This is a genomic window from Marinicrinis sediminis (assembly GCF_042685085.1).
Taxonomy (GTDB): domain Bacteria; phylum Bacillota; class Bacilli; order Paenibacillales; family KCTC-33676; genus Marinicrinis; species Marinicrinis sediminis.
This window is the reverse complement of the sequence record NZ_JBHUMM010000045.1, coordinates 62,102-79,863: the sequence shown is the minus strand read 5'-3', so window position 1 is coordinate 79,863 and position 17,762 is coordinate 62,102. Positions and strand designations below refer to the sequence as shown.

Annotated in this window: 19 protein-coding genes; 12 read left to right on the top strand and 7 right to left on the bottom strand. The window is 48.6% G+C overall.

From position 1 onward, the window contains the following. Nucleotides 1–90: 90 nt before the first annotated feature. Nucleotides 91–888 (bottom strand): hypothetical protein, encoded by a 798-nt coding sequence (locus tag ACFSUC_RS18770; protein ID WP_379931183.1) that lies wholly within the window; start codon nucleotides 886–888, stop codon nucleotides 91–93. A 17-nt stretch (nucleotides 889–905) separates the two neighbouring features. Continuing rightward, entirely contained in the window at nucleotides 906–1,427 is a 522-nt protein-coding gene (locus ACFSUC_RS18765) for a hypothetical protein (RefSeq protein ID WP_379931182.1), read from the bottom strand. 169 nt (nucleotides 1,428–1,596) lie between these two features. Between ACFSUC_RS18765 and nadE the strand changes: the two genes are divergently transcribed. Both nadE and ACFSUC_RS18755 read left to right on the top strand, forming a co-directional pair. Further along, nucleotides 1,597–2,406 (top strand): ammonia-dependent NAD(+) synthetase, encoded by an 810-nt coding sequence (gene nadE / locus ACFSUC_RS18760; protein WP_379931181.1) that lies wholly within the window; start codon nucleotides 1,597–1,599, stop codon nucleotides 2,404–2,406. 41 nt (nucleotides 2,407–2,447) lie between these two features. Next, nucleotides 2,448–2,981 carry a DUF420 domain-containing protein gene (locus ACFSUC_RS18755; protein ID WP_379931180.1) on the top strand — a complete coding sequence of 178 codons (534 nt, stop codon included), beginning with the start codon at nucleotides 2,448–2,450 and terminating at the stop codon, nucleotides 2,979–2,981. Between the two features lie 89 nt (nucleotides 2,982–3,070). On the opposite strand, the gene bioA is transcribed toward ACFSUC_RS18755, so the two are convergent. Both bioA and ACFSUC_RS18745 read right to left on the bottom strand, forming a co-directional pair. Then, nucleotides 3,071–4,402: an adenosylmethionine--8-amino-7-oxononanoate transaminase gene (bioA, locus tag ACFSUC_RS18750; protein WP_379931179.1), complete on the bottom strand. Its 1,332-nt coding sequence runs from the start codon at nucleotides 4,400–4,402 to the stop codon at nucleotides 3,071–3,073. A 93-nt stretch (nucleotides 4,403–4,495) separates the two neighbouring features. After that, on the bottom strand, nucleotides 4,496–4,840 hold the full coding sequence (locus ACFSUC_RS18745; protein WP_379931178.1) for a c-type cytochrome: 345 nt from the start codon (nucleotides 4,838–4,840) through the stop codon (nucleotides 4,496–4,498). Between the two features lie 183 nt (nucleotides 4,841–5,023). Here ACFSUC_RS18745 and ACFSUC_RS18740 point away from each other — a divergent pair, with 183 nt between their 5' ends. Next, complete coding sequence (locus ACFSUC_RS18740; protein ID WP_379931177.1) at nucleotides 5,024–7,021, top strand: FAD-dependent oxidoreductase; 1,998 nt, start codon at nucleotides 5,024–5,026, stop codon at nucleotides 7,019–7,021. Between the two features lies 1 nt (nucleotide 7,022). Then, on the top strand, nucleotides 7,023–8,159 hold the full coding sequence (mutY, locus tag ACFSUC_RS18735) for an A/G-specific adenine glycosylase (RefSeq protein ID WP_379931176.1): 1,137 nt from the start codon (nucleotides 7,023–7,025) through the stop codon (nucleotides 8,157–8,159). Here the strand turns inward: mutY and ACFSUC_RS18730 are convergent. From ACFSUC_RS18730 to ACFSUC_RS18720, 3 genes are all read right to left on the bottom strand, one after another. Next, nucleotides 8,145–9,233 carry an acyltransferase gene (locus tag ACFSUC_RS18730; protein ID WP_379931175.1) on the bottom strand — a complete coding sequence of 363 codons (1,089 nt, stop codon included), beginning with the start codon at nucleotides 9,231–9,233 and terminating at the stop codon, nucleotides 8,145–8,147. The genes mutY and ACFSUC_RS18730 overlap by 15 nt on opposite strands. A gap of 134 nt (nucleotides 9,234–9,367) precedes the next feature. Then, nucleotides 9,368–9,982 carry a superoxide dismutase gene (locus ACFSUC_RS18725; protein WP_379931174.1) on the bottom strand — a complete coding sequence of 205 codons (615 nt, stop codon included), beginning with the start codon at nucleotides 9,980–9,982 and terminating at the stop codon, nucleotides 9,368–9,370. Nucleotides 9,983–10,179: 197 nt separating this feature from the next. Then, a complete protein-coding gene (locus ACFSUC_RS18720) occupies nucleotides 10,180–10,386 on the bottom strand; it encodes a hypothetical protein (RefSeq protein ID WP_379931173.1) in 207 nt (68 codons plus the stop codon). 327 nt (nucleotides 10,387–10,713) lie between these two features. Between ACFSUC_RS18720 and ACFSUC_RS18715 the strand changes: the two genes are divergently transcribed. From ACFSUC_RS18715 to ACFSUC_RS18680, 8 genes are all read left to right on the top strand, one after another. After that, complete coding sequence (locus ACFSUC_RS18715) at nucleotides 10,714–11,142, top strand: GNAT family N-acetyltransferase (RefSeq protein WP_379931172.1); 429 nt, start codon at nucleotides 10,714–10,716, stop codon at nucleotides 11,140–11,142. 265 nt (nucleotides 11,143–11,407) lie between these two features. Continuing rightward, nucleotides 11,408–11,968, top strand: coding sequence for a DUF402 domain-containing protein (locus ACFSUC_RS18710; protein ID WP_379931171.1), 561 nt, complete (start codon nucleotides 11,408–11,410; stop codon nucleotides 11,966–11,968). After that, the gene (rnhA, locus tag ACFSUC_RS18705; protein ID WP_379931170.1) at nucleotides 11,965–12,405 is read left to right on the top strand and encodes a ribonuclease HI; all 441 of its coding nucleotides are present in this window, start codon (nucleotides 11,965–11,967) and stop codon (nucleotides 12,403–12,405) included. Before ACFSUC_RS18710 ends, rnhA begins: the two co-directional genes overlap by 4 nt. A gap of 29 nt (nucleotides 12,406–12,434) precedes the next feature. Next, on the top strand, nucleotides 12,435–13,607 hold the full coding sequence (gene queG, locus ACFSUC_RS18700) for a tRNA epoxyqueuosine(34) reductase QueG (RefSeq protein WP_379931280.1): 1,173 nt from the start codon (nucleotides 12,435–12,437) through the stop codon (nucleotides 13,605–13,607). After that, entirely contained in the window at nucleotides 13,597–14,121 is a 525-nt protein-coding gene (locus ACFSUC_RS18695; protein WP_379931169.1) for a methylated-DNA--[protein]-cysteine S-methyltransferase, read from the top strand. The genes queG and ACFSUC_RS18695 overlap by 11 nt, the downstream gene beginning before the upstream one ends. Nucleotides 14,122–14,196: 75 nt before the next feature. After that, the gene (locus ACFSUC_RS18690) at nucleotides 14,197–14,406 is read left to right on the top strand and encodes a YneF family protein (RefSeq protein ID WP_379931168.1); all 210 of its coding nucleotides are present in this window, start codon (nucleotides 14,197–14,199) and stop codon (nucleotides 14,404–14,406) included. Between the two features lie 215 nt (nucleotides 14,407–14,621). Continuing rightward, entirely contained in the window at nucleotides 14,622–15,215 is a 594-nt protein-coding gene (gene folE / locus ACFSUC_RS18685; protein WP_379931167.1) for a GTP cyclohydrolase I FolE, read from the top strand. A 291-nt stretch (nucleotides 15,216–15,506) separates the two neighbouring features. After that, nucleotides 15,507–17,756 carry an EAL domain-containing protein gene (locus ACFSUC_RS18680; RefSeq protein WP_379931166.1) on the top strand — a complete coding sequence of 750 codons (2,250 nt, stop codon included), beginning with the start codon at nucleotides 15,507–15,509 and terminating at the stop codon, nucleotides 17,754–17,756. Nucleotides 17,757–17,762 lie beyond the last annotated feature (6 nt).

Here is a 17,762-nt window from a genome sequence, read left to right as displayed (position 1 = left end):
CAATTGCACTCAATAACAAGAAGCCGCCTTTTCTCAAGAAAAGGCGGCTTCTTGTGTAAATAAAGCAATTATATTTTAGTTCCGGTCATCTTATTTGATTAGCTTCTCATGTACAGTTACATCAACATAACCCTCTGGAGCAGTTAACTTAAAGGATTGAGTTAAAGCTGATTGAGCATCAATTTCCAATTCAGTGACTTCTACTGCCAATGCGATGTTGCCTTTGGAATCAAATGCTTCAAAATGAAGCAGGATACCCGTTTGCTCATCGACAATCATTTTGTACTTCTCTGCTTTATTTTTAAAGGGCGATACTCCTTCAATGATGATCCCTTCTCGCCCAAGTATTTTTGTTGAACCTGTGATGCTGAAATTACGAGATTCTTCATCCATCCAAAATGCCAGTGCTTGTGGAAAACTGACTGTACCACTGTCACCGGGTGCTGCAGGATCAGGCCTGTAAATATATACGGGTGCACCTTCTCTCATTTGCTTGCGAATACCAGGGGTCTGGTGAGCAGGTTCGGAAACAGGTGAGATATGGTATGTTTTTCGGACATCATCTTGTATGAGAATTTGACGATGATTGGATATCGTTGTTCTCAACAGTTGATTGTCAGTATTGTATATTTTTACTTTACTCCCAGCTTGCTCGGTTTCATTCACTTCAAATTCAATTTTGCGAACGGAGCCGTCAGATGAAGTTTGGATGTAGGACCCTTTTGCATGTTTGTAATAATCAATGGCATTCTCCATCTTGTTTTTGATGCTTTTTAATTCGGGTGTTAATGGTTTTGGATCAGCATTTACATTTTGATTGATTACAATTGAAAGAATCGTTAAGCATACCATTGATACGATGCCTATAAACCACTTATTTTTCTTCATTATTTACCTCCTCATATTTACCAGCTGATTCTCACTGCATCAGCTACTGTGTCATTCCAAGCATCTGTTGCGTCTAATTTCATGTATACAGTACCATAATTGGTTCCTGAACCAATTGAATTCCAGCCCCCTGGAGCAGTGTCTTGATTGATCGTGGATACATAAATGCCATCTACATAATAATCAACAGTTGCGGTTGCATAGACAGTATTTAAGTGTACCTCATAATCCATCCCTGTTCTACTCGAATATGAAACCCCAGTATTTACATTCCATCTGTAATATGACCCTGTGTTCCAATCCCTAGAATACTGGATTCTAAAGTCATTTGATACAGAAGCACCGTGAGTAATTAAATTAAAGGTACCAGAATAACTGTCTGTACATCCGGAAGTAGCAGGGTCATTATCACATCTTTTTGATGCAGCAAATGATGAAGATGTAGCAGAAAAAATAACTAATAGACTTACTGTCAACATAAGGATTTGTTTTTTCAAATAAATCACCTTTTTCTTATTATTAGATTTTTGAACAAGCATATTTAATCACCCCCTTTATTTTATTTCAAAAAAATAGACGTTCTCAGAGCAGAATAAGTTCACAAATTAATCAAATTTTCATTTTTTTTACAAATGAAGATTCTTTCCTGTTGTTATTAGGTAGGGTATACTAAAATACAATAAATGACGTGTACAGGAGTGGATAGAGATGAGCATGCAGCAGGAAATCATTCGGCAACTGGGCGTGAAGCCGGAAATTGAGGTCGAGCAGGAAATTCGCAAGCGTGTAGATTTTCTGAAGGAGCAAGTCAGGCAGTCCCGGACGACCGGATTGCTGATCGCGATCAGCGGAGGCATTGACAGCGCTGTTGCGACGGCCCTGTGCAAACAGGCGACAGATGAACTGAGCGAGGAAACCGGCATGGCCTACCTGACCCTGGGGGTGTTCCAGCCTTATGGTCAGCAGGAGGACATAGCGGACAGCTATGCCGTCGCAGAAGCCTTTCAGCTGACGCATAAAGTAGAGACCAATATTCAGGAGACGGTCGATGAGATCGCCATTGAAGTCGAGGATGCCATGAAGGGGATCGGGGTACACCGTCATGTCAGTATCCCGGGCAAGGGCAATATAAAGGCCAGAACGCGGATGGTCATGCAATACGCCCTCGCATTTGAACAAAATTTGCTGGTGGTCGGAACGGATCATGCTTCGGAAGCGATTACTGGATTCTTTACCAAATATGGCGACGGTGCTGTGGATGTGACTCCGCTCAGTACGCTGAACAAGCGCCAGGTTCGTATGCTGGCCCAAAAGCTGGGTGTTCCGCAGTCCATCCTGGACAAAGCGCCAACCGCAGGACTGTGGGAAGGCCAAACCGATGAGCAGGAACTGGGGATATCGTATGCAGACAACAGCGACTATCTCGAGGGCAAATCGATTGATCAAGAGGCGGCAGAAAAGCTGGAGCAGATGTTTGTCAAAACGGCTCACAAACGCTCGCTTATTCCAGGTATTTAACCCGCACAACAGAGAACTCAGTGTAAGTGGAGGATGAATGAATGACGGACAAACCCAGATCCTATACGGGCCTGATTGTGACACTTTCCATTGTCATTAACGCCCTGGTGGCCTTATTGTTTTTTTTACCCGAGTATGACGGCGATCTTCAATTCGATGTCTATGTACTGCCGCTGCTCAATGCGATATTGAACAGCTTCACCTTTATTTTTCTGACGGCCTCGCTATTTTTTATCAAGCAGAAAAACATACGTATGCATCGCCGTTTTATCTATGCCGCCTTTACGACTACGGCACTGTTCCTGCTGTCTTACGTGACCTATCATTACTTGACGGAATCCACCTCTTATGGCGGTAGCGGAGTGATGAAGGGCATCTACCTGTTCATTTTGCTGACGCATGTGCTGCTTGCGATCGTGATCGTACCACTGGCGTTGACGACACTGGCGCGCGGACTGACGATGCAAGTCGAGAAGCATCGCAAAATTGCGAGATGGACGATGCCGCTTTGGCTTTATGTCAGCCTGACCGGTGTGATCGTCTATCTGATGATTTCACCGTATTATGCGAACTAATGGGTACGAGAAGAGGCATGACGCCATCAAGCGAGTCATGCCTCTTCTGCTGCCAACCCGTTTCCCATACCTCTCTCGTTCCAGGGAAGTTACAGCTTTGCGGTTACTTTTTCAATAACGGATGAGGTGCGCGCGATGATCGTATCGACCTGCTCCTTCGTCGTACAGAGCGGCAGCCAGTAATAGATCGTGTCGCCTAAAGGACGCAGAATGAGCCCTTCCTCCAGTCCCTGCTTGTAAATCTGATAGCCTGCCCGCTTGACCGGGTCATAGGCTTCCTGACGATCCTTGTCCTTCACGAGATTCAGGGCTGCTACCATGCCGAGTCCCCTGATATGATCCACATGCTCCAGGTCCGCGAAGCGACGGAATTGCTGCTGCATGTATGCGGAAACCTCTTGTACATGCCCCAGCAGATTGTCATCCTCGAATATATTCAGACTTTCAATGCCAACTGCACAGGCGAGGGGATTCCCCGTAAAGCTGTGACCGTGGAAAAACGTCTTCAGTGTCTCATAATCATCATAGAAAGACTGGTAAATCTCTTCCGTACAAAGTGTGGCCGATAAAGGCATCACCCCGGCGGTCAGCCCTTTAGACAGGCAGATAAGATCCGGTGTCATGCCGGCATATTCACAGGCAAACATTTTCCCTGTTCGTCCGAAGCCGGTGGCCACTTCATCAGCAATGAGGTGGATCTCATACGTATTGCACAATGCCCGCAGACGGGTGAGAAAATCCGCTCCATAGATATGCATGCCGCCAGCCGCCTGAATAAGTGGTTCAATGACAATGCCTGCTATTTCCGACTGATGACGTTTCATCAGGTCTTCAATGGCCTCAAGGCTTTGCTCCATGCCGGAGATGGCAGGTGAGGGTGCCTGATAGGCGGAGAACAGCAAAGGCTTGAAAATGGCATGATACAGGTCCACGCCTCCCACACTTACCGCTCCCAGCGTATCTCCGTGGTAGCTGCCCTGCAAATAAATGAACTTGTGCTTGGTCTTATGGCCCTGATGTTGCCAGTATTGATAGGACATCTTCAGGGCGACTTCCACCGCTGTGGAGCCGTTGTCGGAATAAAATACACGCGTCAGCCCTTCCGGTGTTCGTTCCACCAGCTTTTCGGCGAGTACAATGGCAGGTTCATGCGTGAGTCCGCTGAACATCACATGATCCATGCGCTCCATTTGTTCCTGAATGGCCTGTTTGATACGAGGATGTCCGTGACCGTGTACATTGACCCACCACGAAGAGACCGTATCCATGTATGTACGTCCATCTGCGCCATACAGGTGAATGCCTTCCGCCTTTTCAATCAACAGGTGATCCTGATTTTCGTAATCCTTCATCTGTGTGAAAGGATGCCACACATATTGGCGGTCTTTGTGCAGCAGCTGGGCTCTTTTATGTTCCTCCATGTGATATCCTTCCTCCTTGTCTTCCTGATTGAGAATGACCTTTCAACGTTCCTGCAAGATAGTGTAAACTAGGAATGAATGTTGTCGATTTCGCTATGATTTTGTACTTAACCATTCCGCAAGCATCTCAATTTGCTCAGCGGACAACTGATCGGCATAAGCGGGCATCATCTTCCGTCCTTCGCTAATGACCTGGATGAGCTCTTCCTTGGTGAGCTTGCTTCCGATTTGGGACAGGTTCGACTTGCTGCCCATATTGCCCTCCAGATCGGTTGCATGACAGGATAGACAACGTTGTGTATTGTATAGTTCTATAGCCTCGGGAAAGGCTTCCTTGTCCTGATTCACATGATATCCGGACCCGGATTCCGAGTTTCCGCAGGCGGTTAAAGTGAGTGTCAGCACCACAGCTGCCATTCCGATACGAATCGATTTCATGATTCTTTTTCCCCCTAGCTTCATCGCAATTTTAACATAATGATAGCCGATATGGGGATGGAAACCAAATCAAAAACGTCACATTTTACAGCAAAAGGTTTGTGGAGCCTACGCTTCAGCGGGAGACACAGGATAAATGTGGCTGCAAGATAAGAAGACAAGATGCGAATAGAAGAGGAGGTCATGGAAATGGTCCAGACCTGTTCAGCCAAAGAGCGTAACACCCAGCTGGAGGAAATGGCAAGCGGCTGGCTGGATGTATTGATTATCGGAGAAGGTCCGACCGGGGCGGCGATTGCGTGGTACGCGGCTTCGATGGGCATGAAGACCGGACTCATTGCAGAAGGGGATTTTGCCAATGATCTGTATGCCTGTCTGTCTCCCGGTTATACCGAAAGTATGCTTGCAGAGTATCGAAGAAGAAGCCCGCTAATGAAGGAGTGGGCCAGGCTGGCAAAAGCGGCTCCTCATGTGATTCATCCCTTGCAAGTCTGCCTGCCCTACTACAGGAAAGATCAGTACGACTATTGGCGGAACCGGATTCAGCTGGCCCTGTTTGGTTCCTGGCTGAAGAGGCGTAATCGCGACTCTGTGCCCGCCATCCTGAATGCAGATGAATTGCTGGAAATGCATCCCTCACTGGCATCACATCGGCTCAAGGGTGGTGTCGTCTATCAGGATTATCGCATAGACGGCATGCGGCTGGCGATGGAATGGATCAAGGGGGCGCATGAACACGGTGCCCGGGTGTGTAATTATGTCCGGGTAGACCACCTGCGAACAGACGGACGCAGACTGAACGGGGCGGATGTGACGGATCTCAAGAGTCATCGTACCTACAGCCTGCGTTCCAAAGTGGTCATTAACGCGGCTGGTTCCGCTCTGCACGCCTTGATCTCCGCTGATCCCGGATGGCGTGTGGAAGAGAAATCCGACGAGCCAAACGAGAATGCATCGACGGAGCCTGCTTATCTCTGCCAGGAGCGTATTCATTTTGACTGGCTGGCGGTTGAGAACCGCAAGCTGCGTCTTCAAAAGGCGGTCAGTTTTCCATGGGTGGAGGGCTGGGTGTATGCGTGGCCTGTGAAGGAGCAGACGCACATCTATGTGCAGCGTGCACCGCTTGCGTTACTCGATCATAAGGAGAACAAGTGGATGAAGATCGTCCTGGAGCTGTTCAATCGATATATCCCGGACGCGTCGCTTGGGCCAGAGGATGTCAAAATGGTCAGACAGGGTAGCCAGTTTATGGAGCCAAGTCTCCCGAATTTGCATATTTCACCTTCTGGCCTGATCAGTATGGAGCAGGCAGATGGACCATCTGTGCTGCAAACAGCCGAGCAGGTCATTGAGCTTGTACGCAATCGCTTGCGTGAAGAACATGGCTATCGTGGCAAGTGGAGAGAAGTGCAGTGGGGCTCGCGCCCGTTGCCCGGCGGAGGCTATCTGGGAAAAAGCTTTACCGATTACCGTACCCGAACCATTCAGATGTGTATGGAAAGAGGCGTGCCGGCAGCCTGGGCAGAGCATCTGCTGGAGACTTATGGCTCAGGAACGGAATACATCATGGGTTTTGTCAGAGAAATTTCAGAGCAGGAATCGATGCTGATGCGTCTGTTGTGCGCGGAAGTGCTCTATGCCGTCCAATATGAAATGACCGTAGAAGCGGCTGATTTTTTCCTGCGAAGAACAGGGATGGGCTCTATTCATTTCAGTTATGCATCGGATATTCTGCCATCGATCATTCAGATGATGGGTGAATTGCTGGACTGGTCGCAGGAGGAATGTGAGAGACAGTTCCACGCTGCTGCCGCCGTCATCGAACAGATACAGCCCGTCTTCGCGAAGGAAGACCCATCAGAAACTGGGGAGGACAGGGCAGCCGAGGTCTCCGAACCGATTGAGTCTGTTTCCTCCGACCACTATCAGGACGAAGCGGCTGCGGCACTGGCACCAGACCAGAATGCCGATCCGGGTTCAGATAGAGAGATGGATGCTACCCAGCAAACTGAGCTTATTCAACAAACCCGGCAAACTCAAGAAACCCGGGAATCCGATGAAATCCAGGATGCACAGGAACCAGAGATAACAGAGGGATCACAGGAAACAGATAAAACACAGGAAACAGATAAAACAGAGGGAATCAAAGAAATTCACGATACGACAGGGGAACGGAAATAGCATGACAGAGCAGATAGAACGAACGTATTTTGTACAGCAGCTTCTGCGATGGTTTATTAAGCATCAGCGGGATCTGCCATGGCGCCAGACGAAAGACCCTTATAAAATTTGGGTCTCCGAAATTATGCTACAGCAAACGAGAGTAGATACCGTGATTCCGTACTACGAGCGTTTTCTGGACCGTTTTCCAACGGTTCAGGCTCTGGCAGAAGCTCCCGAGGCGGACGTTCTGAAGCTGTGGGAAGGACTGGGTTATTATTCACGGGCAAGAAACTTGCAGCAGGCAGTCAGAGAGGTACAGGCCACCTATGATGGCGTGGTGCCGTCAGAGCCAGACGCATTTTCCGCTCTGAAAGGGGTCGGGCCTTACACGAAAGGAGCGGTTCTCAGTATTGCCTACAATCGACCGGAGCCTGCCGTGGATGGCAATGTCATGCGCGTATTGTCCCGTTATTTCCTCATCGAAGAGGATATTGCCAGACCTGCCACCAGAAAGAAAATGGAGCAGCTCATTCGGGAGATGATTCCGCATGAGGATGCGGGGGATTTCAATCAGGGACTGATGGAACTGGGTGCGCTGGTGTGCACCCCTCGCTCTCCTTCCTGCCTGACCTGTCCGGTGATGGAACATTGCCAGGCGCGTCTGGAAGGGAAAGAGGAACAGTTGCCTGTCAAGAAAAAGGCAAAGGCACCAAGAAAGGAATATCGGGTGGCAGCCTTAATCGCGGCACCGATCGAGGAAGAACAGGGCGGATTTTCTTCATTCCGCTATGTCATGCGTCAGCGTCCAGATACGGGCTTGCTCGCTCAGATGTGGGAATTGCCGCATTTGGAAACCGTTCGGGAGGAGAATCCATCCGAAGGTTTGGCGGACAGGTCGGATCTGAAGCAGCTGGCCGAGATGATCCGTCAGGAAACGGGCATCGCAGTGAAACCCGTCGAGTTGCTGCTGGAAACGGAGCATATTTTCAGCCATATTCATTGGTACATGAACGTGTATGTGTTTTCACCTGACAGTACAGGGGCTTCTCAACAGATGCAAGCCAATCGCTACCGGTGGGTTAGCAGACCGGAGCTGGAGCAACTGGCTTTGCCAAATGTATTTGTGCGTGTGTTTCAGCATTTATTTGCCAAGTAGCAGCCAGCTGTGCTTCTGGGGACGCAGCCACTTTACAGTCAGCCACGGAATGACCAGCGCGATGGCAAATAGCAGCCAGACATACACTTGATAGAGCAGGGTGTGACCGGGTGCCTCCAGGGCCCGCCGCAGCAGGTCAAGCACGGCAACATGAGTTAAATAGATGCCGAAAGAGTGCACGCCCAGTTGGAACAAGAGCTTGTTGCGTCCATGTTCAGCGGGCCGTGCAGCCATGCGTTCCGCCGCATAAAGCAAAGTGAGCGCAGCCAACAACGCGTAAAGATGAAAAGAAGCGTCAAAGAGCACAGTTGGCGCACGGTAAACGCCCGCGTAGGCCCAATAAAATACGGTGCTGTAGGCGATGCCGACGACCAGGGTTAGCAGTGTCACAGCGAGTCCATATTTCTGAAGACGTCTGCGTACAACCGGATAAGTCATGCCGATATACCCGCCGATTGCAATGAGCCCCATATAACCGAACATATAGGTAGCTCGGTAGGGGACTGGCCCCACTTGCTGTGCATACACATAGGTGATGGCATAAAAGACACATTGCACAGTTATCCCGAACAAAATCCAGAGATAAGGACGTTGTCTCCACCGCTGTGCGAGCATCATCAGCACGGGGAACAGCAAATAAAACTGAAACAGAATAAAAAAGAAATACAAATGAGGAGCAGCCTGACCAGTCAGGAGCAGCTTCAGCATGTTCAGAAAATCCCAGCGCCATGCTTCTCCTTTTATAAATGGCAGCAGGCACGTGTAATACAGCTGATACAGCACCGACCAGATGACATAAGGGACCACAATATAGGCAAGACGCTTCCGGTAGAAGGATCGAATCTGCGTCAGACTGAAAGGTTGGTCATATCGATAGAACAAGACCATGGCACTGAGCAGAACAAAGACAGGGACAGCAAAATTGCTCATTTTGTTTACGTATAGAAAAACGGTATGAGTCAGTGTGCCTGGTGTGACGGAGACAAGGGTTTGACTGGTGCTGTGAATGAGTAGGACACCCAGAATGGCAAAGGCGCGGACGTAAGTGATCGCGTCGAGGCGTGGTTTATTCATGGTTTGAATTCCTGCTTTCTTGCTGTTTCATTTTTTTCCATAAACGGAACACCTGATCTATTATTGATGATCCCCATGAAAAAAGCAAGATGTCGATCACAGGATTCGACATCTTGCTTTTTGGTGTTGACGAATTATTTTTTCGCTGCTTCGTAGCGCTTGTTTACTTCATCCCAGTTGATGACATTGAAGAATGCTTCGATGTAGTCCGGGCGCTTGTTTTGATATTTCAGGTAGTATGCATGCTCCCATACGTCCATACCGAGAATTGGAGTCATGCCTTCCATAATCGGGCTGTCCTGATTTGGTGTGCTGCTAACAACCAGTTTGCCATTTTGATCGACGCTCAGCCATGCCCATCCGCTTCCGAAGCGGGTTTTGCCAGCTGTTGCGAAGTCTTCCTTGAATTTATCATATCCGCCAAGCTCGCTATCGATGGCTTCGCCCACCGCGCCAGTCGGGTTGCCACCGCCATCAGGAGACATCACGCTCCAGAACAACGTGTGGTTCGCATGTCCACCGCCATTGTTTCGAACGGCACCGCGGATGTTGTCTGGTACGCTGTCCAGATCCCCGATCAGGTCTTCGATGGATTTGCCTTCCAGATCCGCGTGACCTTCGAGCGCAGCATTCAGATTGTTCACGTAAGTGGCATGATGACGATCGTGGTGAATCATCATCGTTTGCTCGTCAATGTGTGGTTCGAGTGCGTTGTTTGCATACGGAAGTGCTGGTAACTGATGTGCCATGAATAAACAACCTCCTAAATAGTTGGTTTTCCCAAGGAATATTATCCCTGATTTTTGATAGTAAATCAACACTTATGTATAAAAAGTCGTAAAGCCCTCGTTTTTTCTGTCGGCGCATGGGGTCAAATGATGGGACTTCTTCAACTCTCTACTCTTTTACCCGTCTTCACAGGAATGGAAACATATTTCGCCTTTCGCTAGTCTGTAAAGGATGCTTCCTCCGTATCCGGCTCTTTCCCCCGACTCTCGATCTCTTCAATAATCTCATGATGCTTGGATACACCCTGGGCATTGAGCCACGGAGAGAGATCACTCATCGTACGATGATGAAAATCGAGCTCATGCTGTTTCCAGTCTTTCAAACGAACATCTTCCAGTTGTTGCAGACTTCTCAGGTTATACATGCTGCGTCCTCCTTCCTTATCCAACTCTATTGTGTACGAAAGGGAGGAACGGTATGCAATATGTGGAGACAAGAGGTCGAAACAGGCGGATAAAATAAAACAAAAATGCTGTAAATAACTTGAAATACATAAACATTCTTCTTTGTAAACGCTTTAAATTAAGCGCTTTCAAGAGAAAAACGAAGATTTTGCAAGGTTTTTGAGAAAAAACTAAAATTTGAAGAGGAATTTGACGGTTTTTGTCGTATTCTATTACACTATACAAATAGGATATTTACAAAAGATTAATACTTGCACCATAATAGCAGAGCAGGGAGCGGATTCAGGATGCTTAATGTACGTTCTTTTCAATTGAGTGACTATTCCCCTATTACACAGTTCATGCAGGAAGTATTGTCGGATGAATGTTATGAAGAAACGATGGAGGCTTTTGCCAATCAGTTGTCCTGGGATTCTGAATTGGTCATGGTAGCCGAAATGAGCGGACAAGTGATCGGCACCATTATTGGAACGATTGATCATCATCGCGGATATTATTATCGGGTGGCCGTGGCAGAAGCGAAATGGAACGGAGAGGTTGACGCAGCACTCATTCGGGCCTTGAAGCAACGGTTTGATTCCCGAGGCGTACGCACTGTGGTGGTGCCATTGGATGAGCATAATGAAACGCTGTTGCCGCTATATCGGTCTCTCGGGTATGAGGATCGTCATTTTGAAGCAAGTATGGATCGCAAATTATCCATTTGTTCCTGTTAGACATGCACACGTACCGGGATTGATCTCGGGCCAGCTTCAGATAGAGAACATGAGGAATTTATAGGAAAGCATATCTTTTTGTCATTTAATTGTGGCATCGAGATATGCTTTTCTATTACTATAGAAGATAAAGAAGTGAGCAAGTAAGCAAGTAAGCAAGAAAGCAGGAGAGAAAGAAAGCAAGAAAGCACGAAAGCACGAAAGCACGAAAGCAAGAACGGAAGCCGGAGAGCGCTTCTGTAAATGATGAACAGGAAAGGACGAAATGATGAGCGGATACGTCCCCTATATGATCAAAAGCTTTAAACATGACGGTCACTTGCACCGAATGTGGAAGGAAAACTGGCTGTTGGGCGGCGAGCTGCTTACTCCGGAGCATCGGGAAGCAGGTCTCTTCATTCTGATCAATGACCATACCCCCATCCAGGAAGCGAACGGGAATGAATGGGTAAGCCGCATTCCGGGCGTCTCCTTTTTTGTTCCCGGCAGCTGGTTCAATGTCGTCGCCCTGATGGAAGCATCGGGTATACGTTACTATTGCAATATTGCTTCGCCTCCCTACAGTGACGGGAGATGCATGACGTACATTGATTATGATCTTGACGTCGTAGTCTCCCATGACAAGCAGGTGCATATTGTAGATGAAGAGGAATATGAGCATCATAAACTAAAGTACCATTACTCGCCGCTCGTGCAGAAGAAGGTGCAAGCCGGACTGAATCGGCTTCTGGAACGCATTGAGCTGAGACAGGCTCCCTTTCATGATGATACGGTAAGAGCCTACTATTCGGCCTGGCGGGCGTGGCGAAATCGGGGGTTGGAATGAAGGAATTAACGATCTACACGGATGGCGCATGTTCGGGTAACCCGGGACCTGGCGGCTGGGGAGCATTGCTGATGTATGGAGAGCATCGCAAGGAAATCTCCGGCGCCGAAGCGAATACGACGAATAACCGGATGGAAATCGAAGCGGTTATCCAGGCGCTGGAACTGCTCAAGGAGCCCTGTGAGGTGAAGCTGTATAGTGACTCCGCTTATGTCGTCAATTGCTTCAAGCAAGGTTGGTATCGCAACTGGCAGAAAAATGGCTGGAAAAACAGCAAGAATCAGCCCGTGGAGAATCAGGATCTGTGGAAGCGGCTGTTGGCACTGATGGACAAGCACAAAGTCGAATATATCAAGGTAAAAGGTCATAGCGACAATCCGTACAACAATCGTTGTGATGAATTGGCACGGGCAGCCATTGTGGACATGACCAAGTAAGCAAAGAGGTGAGGACCGTGAAGCTGAACATGGAAACGGCATCTGAGACAGACTGGCTTCACTTGAAAAATGAACTTGCAAATGCGAGTAAATCGCTGGGCATTGACCAGATAGGGTTTGCTGCTGCCGAGCCTTTTCTCGAATTGAAGCAAATTTTGCTTCGTCATCGGGAGCTGGGCAGAGAATCGGGATTTGAAGAACCGGATATAGAGAAGCGAACGCATCCTGCGCTTAGTCTGTCCAGGCCAAGATCGATCATCGCCATTGCGATTGGCTATCCAAGCAAGCTTCAAGATGCTCCGAGATCGGTGCCAGGTGCGTATCGGGGGATGCTTTCGCGTTCTGCCTGGGGTGAAGATTATCATCATGTACTCCGCAAACGGCTGGACCGACTGGAAGCTTGGCTCATGGAGCGCGTATCCGGTGTTCGTGCCTTAAGCATGGTCGATACCGGTGTGCTGGTGGATCGCGCAGTGGCTGAGCGGGCCGGGATTGGCTGGGTTGGCAAAAATTGCAGCGTCATCTCTCCGACGATGGGATCATGGATCTACCTGGGGGAGATGATTACGAATCTGCCGCTGCCGCCGGATAAGCCCGTGACGGAGGACTGCGGAGATTGTACGATCTGTATCGATGCGTGTCCCACTGGTGCGCTGGTTGGCCCTGGTGAATTGCATGCAGGCAGCTGTATTTCATACTTGACCCAGACCAAAACGATATTGCCGGATCGGTTCAAGAAGAAGCTCGGGAATCGTCTCTATGGCTGCGATACCTGCCAGATCGTCTGCCCCAAGAATAAAGGGAAGAACTGGACGCATCACGATGAACTCCAGCCTGATCCCGAGCAGGTCAAGCCGCTCCTAAAGCCCATTCTGGAAATGAGCAACAGACAGTTCAAGGAAAAATTCGGGAGCAGTGCTGCCGCATGGAGAGGGAAAAAACCGATCGAGCGAAACAGTATCATTGCACTCGGGCATTTCAGGGATGAGAGCAGCGTCTCTCTGCTGCGGGAGAAGCTGGCCAAAGACCCGCGTCCTGAAATCAGGGAAGCGGCTGCCTGGAGCCTGGGTCAGATCGGAACATCTGAGGCGAGGAACGCGCTGGCAGCGGCGCAGGACCAGGAGGATACAGACGAAGTGCTGGAGGCGATCGTACGCGCTCTTCAGCCGGAGGCAAGGGAGGCGATACATCGTGAAGATTAAGACGATGATGGAGAGTCCACTCGGACCATTGCGTATTTGCGCAACTGCGGAGGGCATTACGGACATTCAATTTGTCACGGAGTTTGAACATGAAGGGGACACGTCTGAGACCAGGGAGAACACGAATGAGCGGTCTCTGTCCCAATCCGAACAGGCAGCAGCCACAGAGCAGCTGGCTGAGGCAGTCAGACAACTGGAACAGTATTTTACAGGTGAACGAACGAGTTTTGATTTGTCCTTGAAGATGGAAGGTACGGCCTTTCAGCAGCGTGTCTGGCAGTCATTAGCGGTTATTCCCTACGGAGAGACCCGATCCTATCAGGAAATTGCCGAGGCCATCGGTTCCCCGCTCGCCGTGAGGGCAGTCGGGGGTGCGAACAATCGAAACAAGTTGCCGATTGTCATTCCTTGCCACCGTGTGATCGGAAAAAACGGCAAGCTGATTGGCTATGCCGGAGGCATGGAAACAAAGGCCAAACTACTGGAACTGGAACGACCTATGACAGCTGGATGAGTTTGTAACTTGTTCGGTTCCATGCTATGATAAGGCATGTGAAAGTTCGGACATCAATAGGCAGAGGTGAATAACATGTGGACAGCGATTTTCTCTATCATCGCGCTGGTTGTCGGCCTGGTGCTAGGCTTCTTCATCGGGGTATTTTACTTGAAGCGGCAAATGGAAAAAATGCAGAGCAATCCGGAAATGCTGCAAAAGATGGCTCAGCAAATGGGTTATAATCTGAATTCCAAGCAAATGAACCGCGTTCAGCAAATGATGAAGAATAAAAAAATGCGTTAGCAGATCCACTTTGGAATGCGACTTCAAATAGCGTCTGCCGCACAATGGAACTTGTTGCGGGACGCTATTTTTATCCCTTTCATGTATAAGGTTTGTATAACAATAATCTCCACAAGGAAGCAGGTTGTCAACCCTTTGGATTTATCGTATGATTTGTATCAAGCTATGATGAGAGCCGCAGGTACTAACTGCAGCCAATAGAGGAGGGCTTAGGCATGGCCGGATTGAAAGACTACTCCAATGAGCGAGTAGCTGAAAATAGAGAGCAGATTGAACATCATGTTCGTGAAATATTGAGATTGATCGGGGAAGATGTGGATCGCGAAGGGCTGCTTGAAACCCCAGCCAGAGTGACCCGCATGTATGAGGAAATCTTCGCCGGGTACCAGGTGAATCCGAAGGACGTACTGGGCGTTTCCTTTGACGAGAGTCATGAAGAACTGGTCATTGTCAAAGATATCGTATATTACAGCCAGTGTGAGCATCATATGGCTCCATTTTTCGGAAAGGTTCATATCGGGTATATTCCGAGCGGCAAGATTGCCGGTCTGAGCAAATTTGCCCGCCTGGTCGAGGCCGTTACACGCCGCTTGCAGGTACAGGAACGGATTACGTCTGAAATTGCCGATACGCTGATGGACGCACTGGGGCCACACGGGGTCATGGTGATTGTAGAAGGAGAGCATTTGTGCATGTGCTCACGCGGTGTCAAAAAACCGGGTAGCAAGACGGTTTCCTCTGCCGTTCGCGGCGTATTTCTGAAGGATTCCGCTCTACGATCTGAATTTATGTCTCTAGTGAAGGAATAAGCCGAATCACATCGAAATATCCCTCTGCTTGATCCTTGTCTCATAGAGACAAGGGTCTTTTTGTTAATCTATCAGATAATTGCGAAGATTCTAACCACGGTGGATGAATAAGGGTCCTTGATATGATATGATTAATGGTAAAAGCTTATAGGTAGACAAACGGATGAGGGACAGATCAAAATATAAAGAGTGTCGTATTTTGGTGTCTGTTATCTTAATAAGTCTATGAATGAAGCCGAAGAATAAATCAGAAGCGGATTCCAAAGCTGGAAAGGGGGCGTGTTGATAACGATGAAGAGCAAAGCGGATTTTATTCTGGAGTCAAATCAGTATTGCAGGGACCGGGGGATGGATGCGACAAAAATTCCTTCCCCGCAACAAATTTTGTCTCAGGCAGATCTCATCAAAAAACGCGAAGAATACTGTGAAATCTTGTCGGTAGTCAATTTTTTTGGCGAGAAAATTTTACATTTTCTGAAAGGAACACCCCTATTGCTCTCTGTCTCCGACAATAAAGGCTTTATCCTGCACATGATGGGAGACGAGACAATCAAGAAAACGATCCATGATCTGGGGATCAAGCCGGGCGTTCAGTTTACAGAATCCAGTATGGGTACCAACGTGGTTAACCTTTCCCTGAAACACCATCAGGCCCCGATACAGATCATCGGGGACGATCATTTCCATACGTATTTGCATGAGAGTGCCTGCTATGGGGTGGCTTTTCACAATGCAGATGATCGTGAGCTGCTCGGCAGTCTGATCATCATGACGGCCAAAGAACTGCAAAATCCGATGATGACGACCATGCTGGCCACCACAGCGGATTCGATAGAACGGGAGCTCATGCTGCGCAAGCAGAATCGGAAGCTGGATATGCTCAACCAGATCATTATGGACAATACCAGAAACGGGATGATTCTCACGAATCGCGATGGGGTCATCACCGCCTTTAACCAATATGCCGAGCTGTTTACGGGCATGTCCAGAAGAGATATGGTGGGTCGAAAAGTTCAGCAACTGGATTCCATGGGTGATTACATCTATGAGGTGATCCAGAAAGGGAGCACCTTCGAGGATGTTCAGATGTCCTTTGGCAAAAAAGTCACCGGCGATCGGCTCGTTTGTCTGTTTGATGCATACCCCCTTTATGATGAGAAGAAAGAATTGCTCGGAGCATTTGGTCAGTTCCGGAACATCACGGAGAAGGTAGAAGCGCAGGAACGCTTCAATTACCTGGCGAATCATGATGATCTGACCAAGCTTCCGAATCGCAGATATTACAAGGATCAATTGAAATCATTCATCCGTCACGCACAGGAGCGCAGCGAGAAAGTTGCGATTGTCTATCTCGATCTCGATCGATTCAAGATCGTCAATGATACGCTGGGTCATTCCAGCGGTGATCTGCTGTTGACCATGGTGTCGCTGCGTTTGCGCGAAATACTGACTCCAGGTGAATTTGTAGCCCGTATGGGTGGGGATGAATTTATGTTCGTGCTTCCTCACCTGAAACATGAAGAAGAGGCATTGCCACGTGTACGTGCGATACTAAATACTTTCAGGCAGCCTTTCAATATGAATGGCTATGAGTTTCATTTGACGGCCAGTGCAGGAATCTCCATCTATCCGAAAGACGGACAGGATGTCGAAAGCCTGATGGTCACAGCGGATACGGCCATGTACAGCGCCAAGGAGCGCGGATTGAATATTTATGCCATGTATTCACCAGATATGAATACGAAGTCGCACGAGAAGATTATGCTCGAGAGCTCGCTGCGCAAGGCGCTGGAGCATGAGGAGTTTCAGTTGTTCTACCAGCCGCAAATGGATATTCGAACGGGAGATCTGAAAGGGGTCGAGGCGCTCATTCGCTGGCATCACCCGACCCGTGGACTCATCTATCCGAGCGCATTTATCCCGCTGGCAGAAGAGACCGGACTGATCAAGCAGATTGACCGTTGGGTCTTGCGTGAAGCCTGCCGGCAAAATAAAAAATGGCAGGATGCCGGTATGCCTCCTTTTCGAGTGGCCGTGAACTTGTCTTCACAGGAGTTTCTGGATGATGGATTCGTGAAGGTTGTTCAGGATGCTTTGGAAGAAACCCAACTGGACCCCCGTTATCTGGATCTCGAGATTACGGAGACGATGACCCTGAATGTAGAGCATGCCATTCCAATGCTCGACAAGCTTCACAGGCTGGGCATTCAAATCAGCATGGACGACTTCGGAACCGGGTATAGCTCGCTGAACTATTTGAAAAATTTCTCGATTGACAGGCTGAAGATTGATCAGAGCTTCGTTCGGGACATCAGTCTGGGGACAGGCGACGGCAATATTGTGAGCATCATTATTGCGATGGCGCACAGTATGAACCTGGAAGTCATTGCTGAAGGAGTGGAGGATCAGCAGCAGCTTCAATTTTTGCAGGCACAGCACTGTGATGAAGTACAAGGATACTATTTCAGCAAGCCGGTATCTGCCAATGAATTTGAACAATCATTTGCGGCACTCATCGCGAGCCGGAAGACGATGAATTAAAGCGGT

Coding starts and splice junctions, on each gene's coding strand:
- ACFSUC_RS18770 (WP_379931183.1), bottom strand. CDS start 888: ATGAAGAAAAATAAGTGGTTTATAGGCATCGTATCAATGGTATGCTTA.
- ACFSUC_RS18765 (WP_379931182.1), bottom strand. CDS start 1,427: ATGCTTGTTCAAAAATCTAATAATAAGAAAAAGGTGATTTATTTGAAA.
- nadE (WP_379931181.1), top strand. CDS start 1,597: ATGAGCATGCAGCAGGAAATCATTCGGCAACTGGGCGTGAAGCCGGAA.
- ACFSUC_RS18755 (WP_379931180.1), top strand. CDS start 2,448: ATGACGGACAAACCCAGATCCTATACGGGCCTGATTGTGACACTTTCC.
- bioA (WP_379931179.1), bottom strand. CDS start 4,402: ATGGAGGAACATAAAAGAGCCCAGCTGCTGCACAAAGACCGCCAATAT.
- ACFSUC_RS18745 (WP_379931178.1), bottom strand. CDS start 4,840: ATGAAATCGATTCGTATCGGAATGGCAGCTGTGGTGCTGACACTCACT.
- ACFSUC_RS18740 (WP_379931177.1), top strand. CDS start 5,024: ATGGAAATGGTCCAGACCTGTTCAGCCAAAGAGCGTAACACCCAGCTG.
- mutY (WP_379931176.1), top strand. CDS start 7,023: ATGACAGAGCAGATAGAACGAACGTATTTTGTACAGCAGCTTCTGCGA.
- ACFSUC_RS18730 (WP_379931175.1), bottom strand. CDS start 9,233: ATGAATAAACCACGCCTCGACGCGATCACTTACGTCCGCGCCTTTGCC.
- ACFSUC_RS18725 (WP_379931174.1), bottom strand. CDS start 9,982: ATGGCACATCAGTTACCAGCACTTCCGTATGCAAACAACGCACTCGAA.
- ACFSUC_RS18720 (WP_379931173.1), bottom strand. CDS start 10,386: ATGTATAACCTGAGAAGTCTGCAACAACTGGAAGATGTTCGTTTGAAA.
- ACFSUC_RS18715 (WP_379931172.1), top strand. CDS start 10,714: ATGCTTAATGTACGTTCTTTTCAATTGAGTGACTATTCCCCTATTACA.
- ACFSUC_RS18710 (WP_379931171.1), top strand. CDS start 11,408: ATGATGAGCGGATACGTCCCCTATATGATCAAAAGCTTTAAACATGAC.
- rnhA (WP_379931170.1), top strand. CDS start 11,965: ATGAAGGAATTAACGATCTACACGGATGGCGCATGTTCGGGTAACCCG.
- queG (WP_379931280.1), top strand. CDS start 12,435: ATGGAAACGGCATCTGAGACAGACTGGCTTCACTTGAAAAATGAACTT.
- ACFSUC_RS18690 (WP_379931168.1), top strand. CDS start 14,197: ATGTGGACAGCGATTTTCTCTATCATCGCGCTGGTTGTCGGCCTGGTG.
- folE (WP_379931167.1), top strand. CDS start 14,622: ATGGCCGGATTGAAAGACTACTCCAATGAGCGAGTAGCTGAAAATAGA.
- ACFSUC_RS18680 (WP_379931166.1), top strand. CDS start 15,507: ATGAAGAGCAAAGCGGATTTTATTCTGGAGTCAAATCAGTATTGCAGG.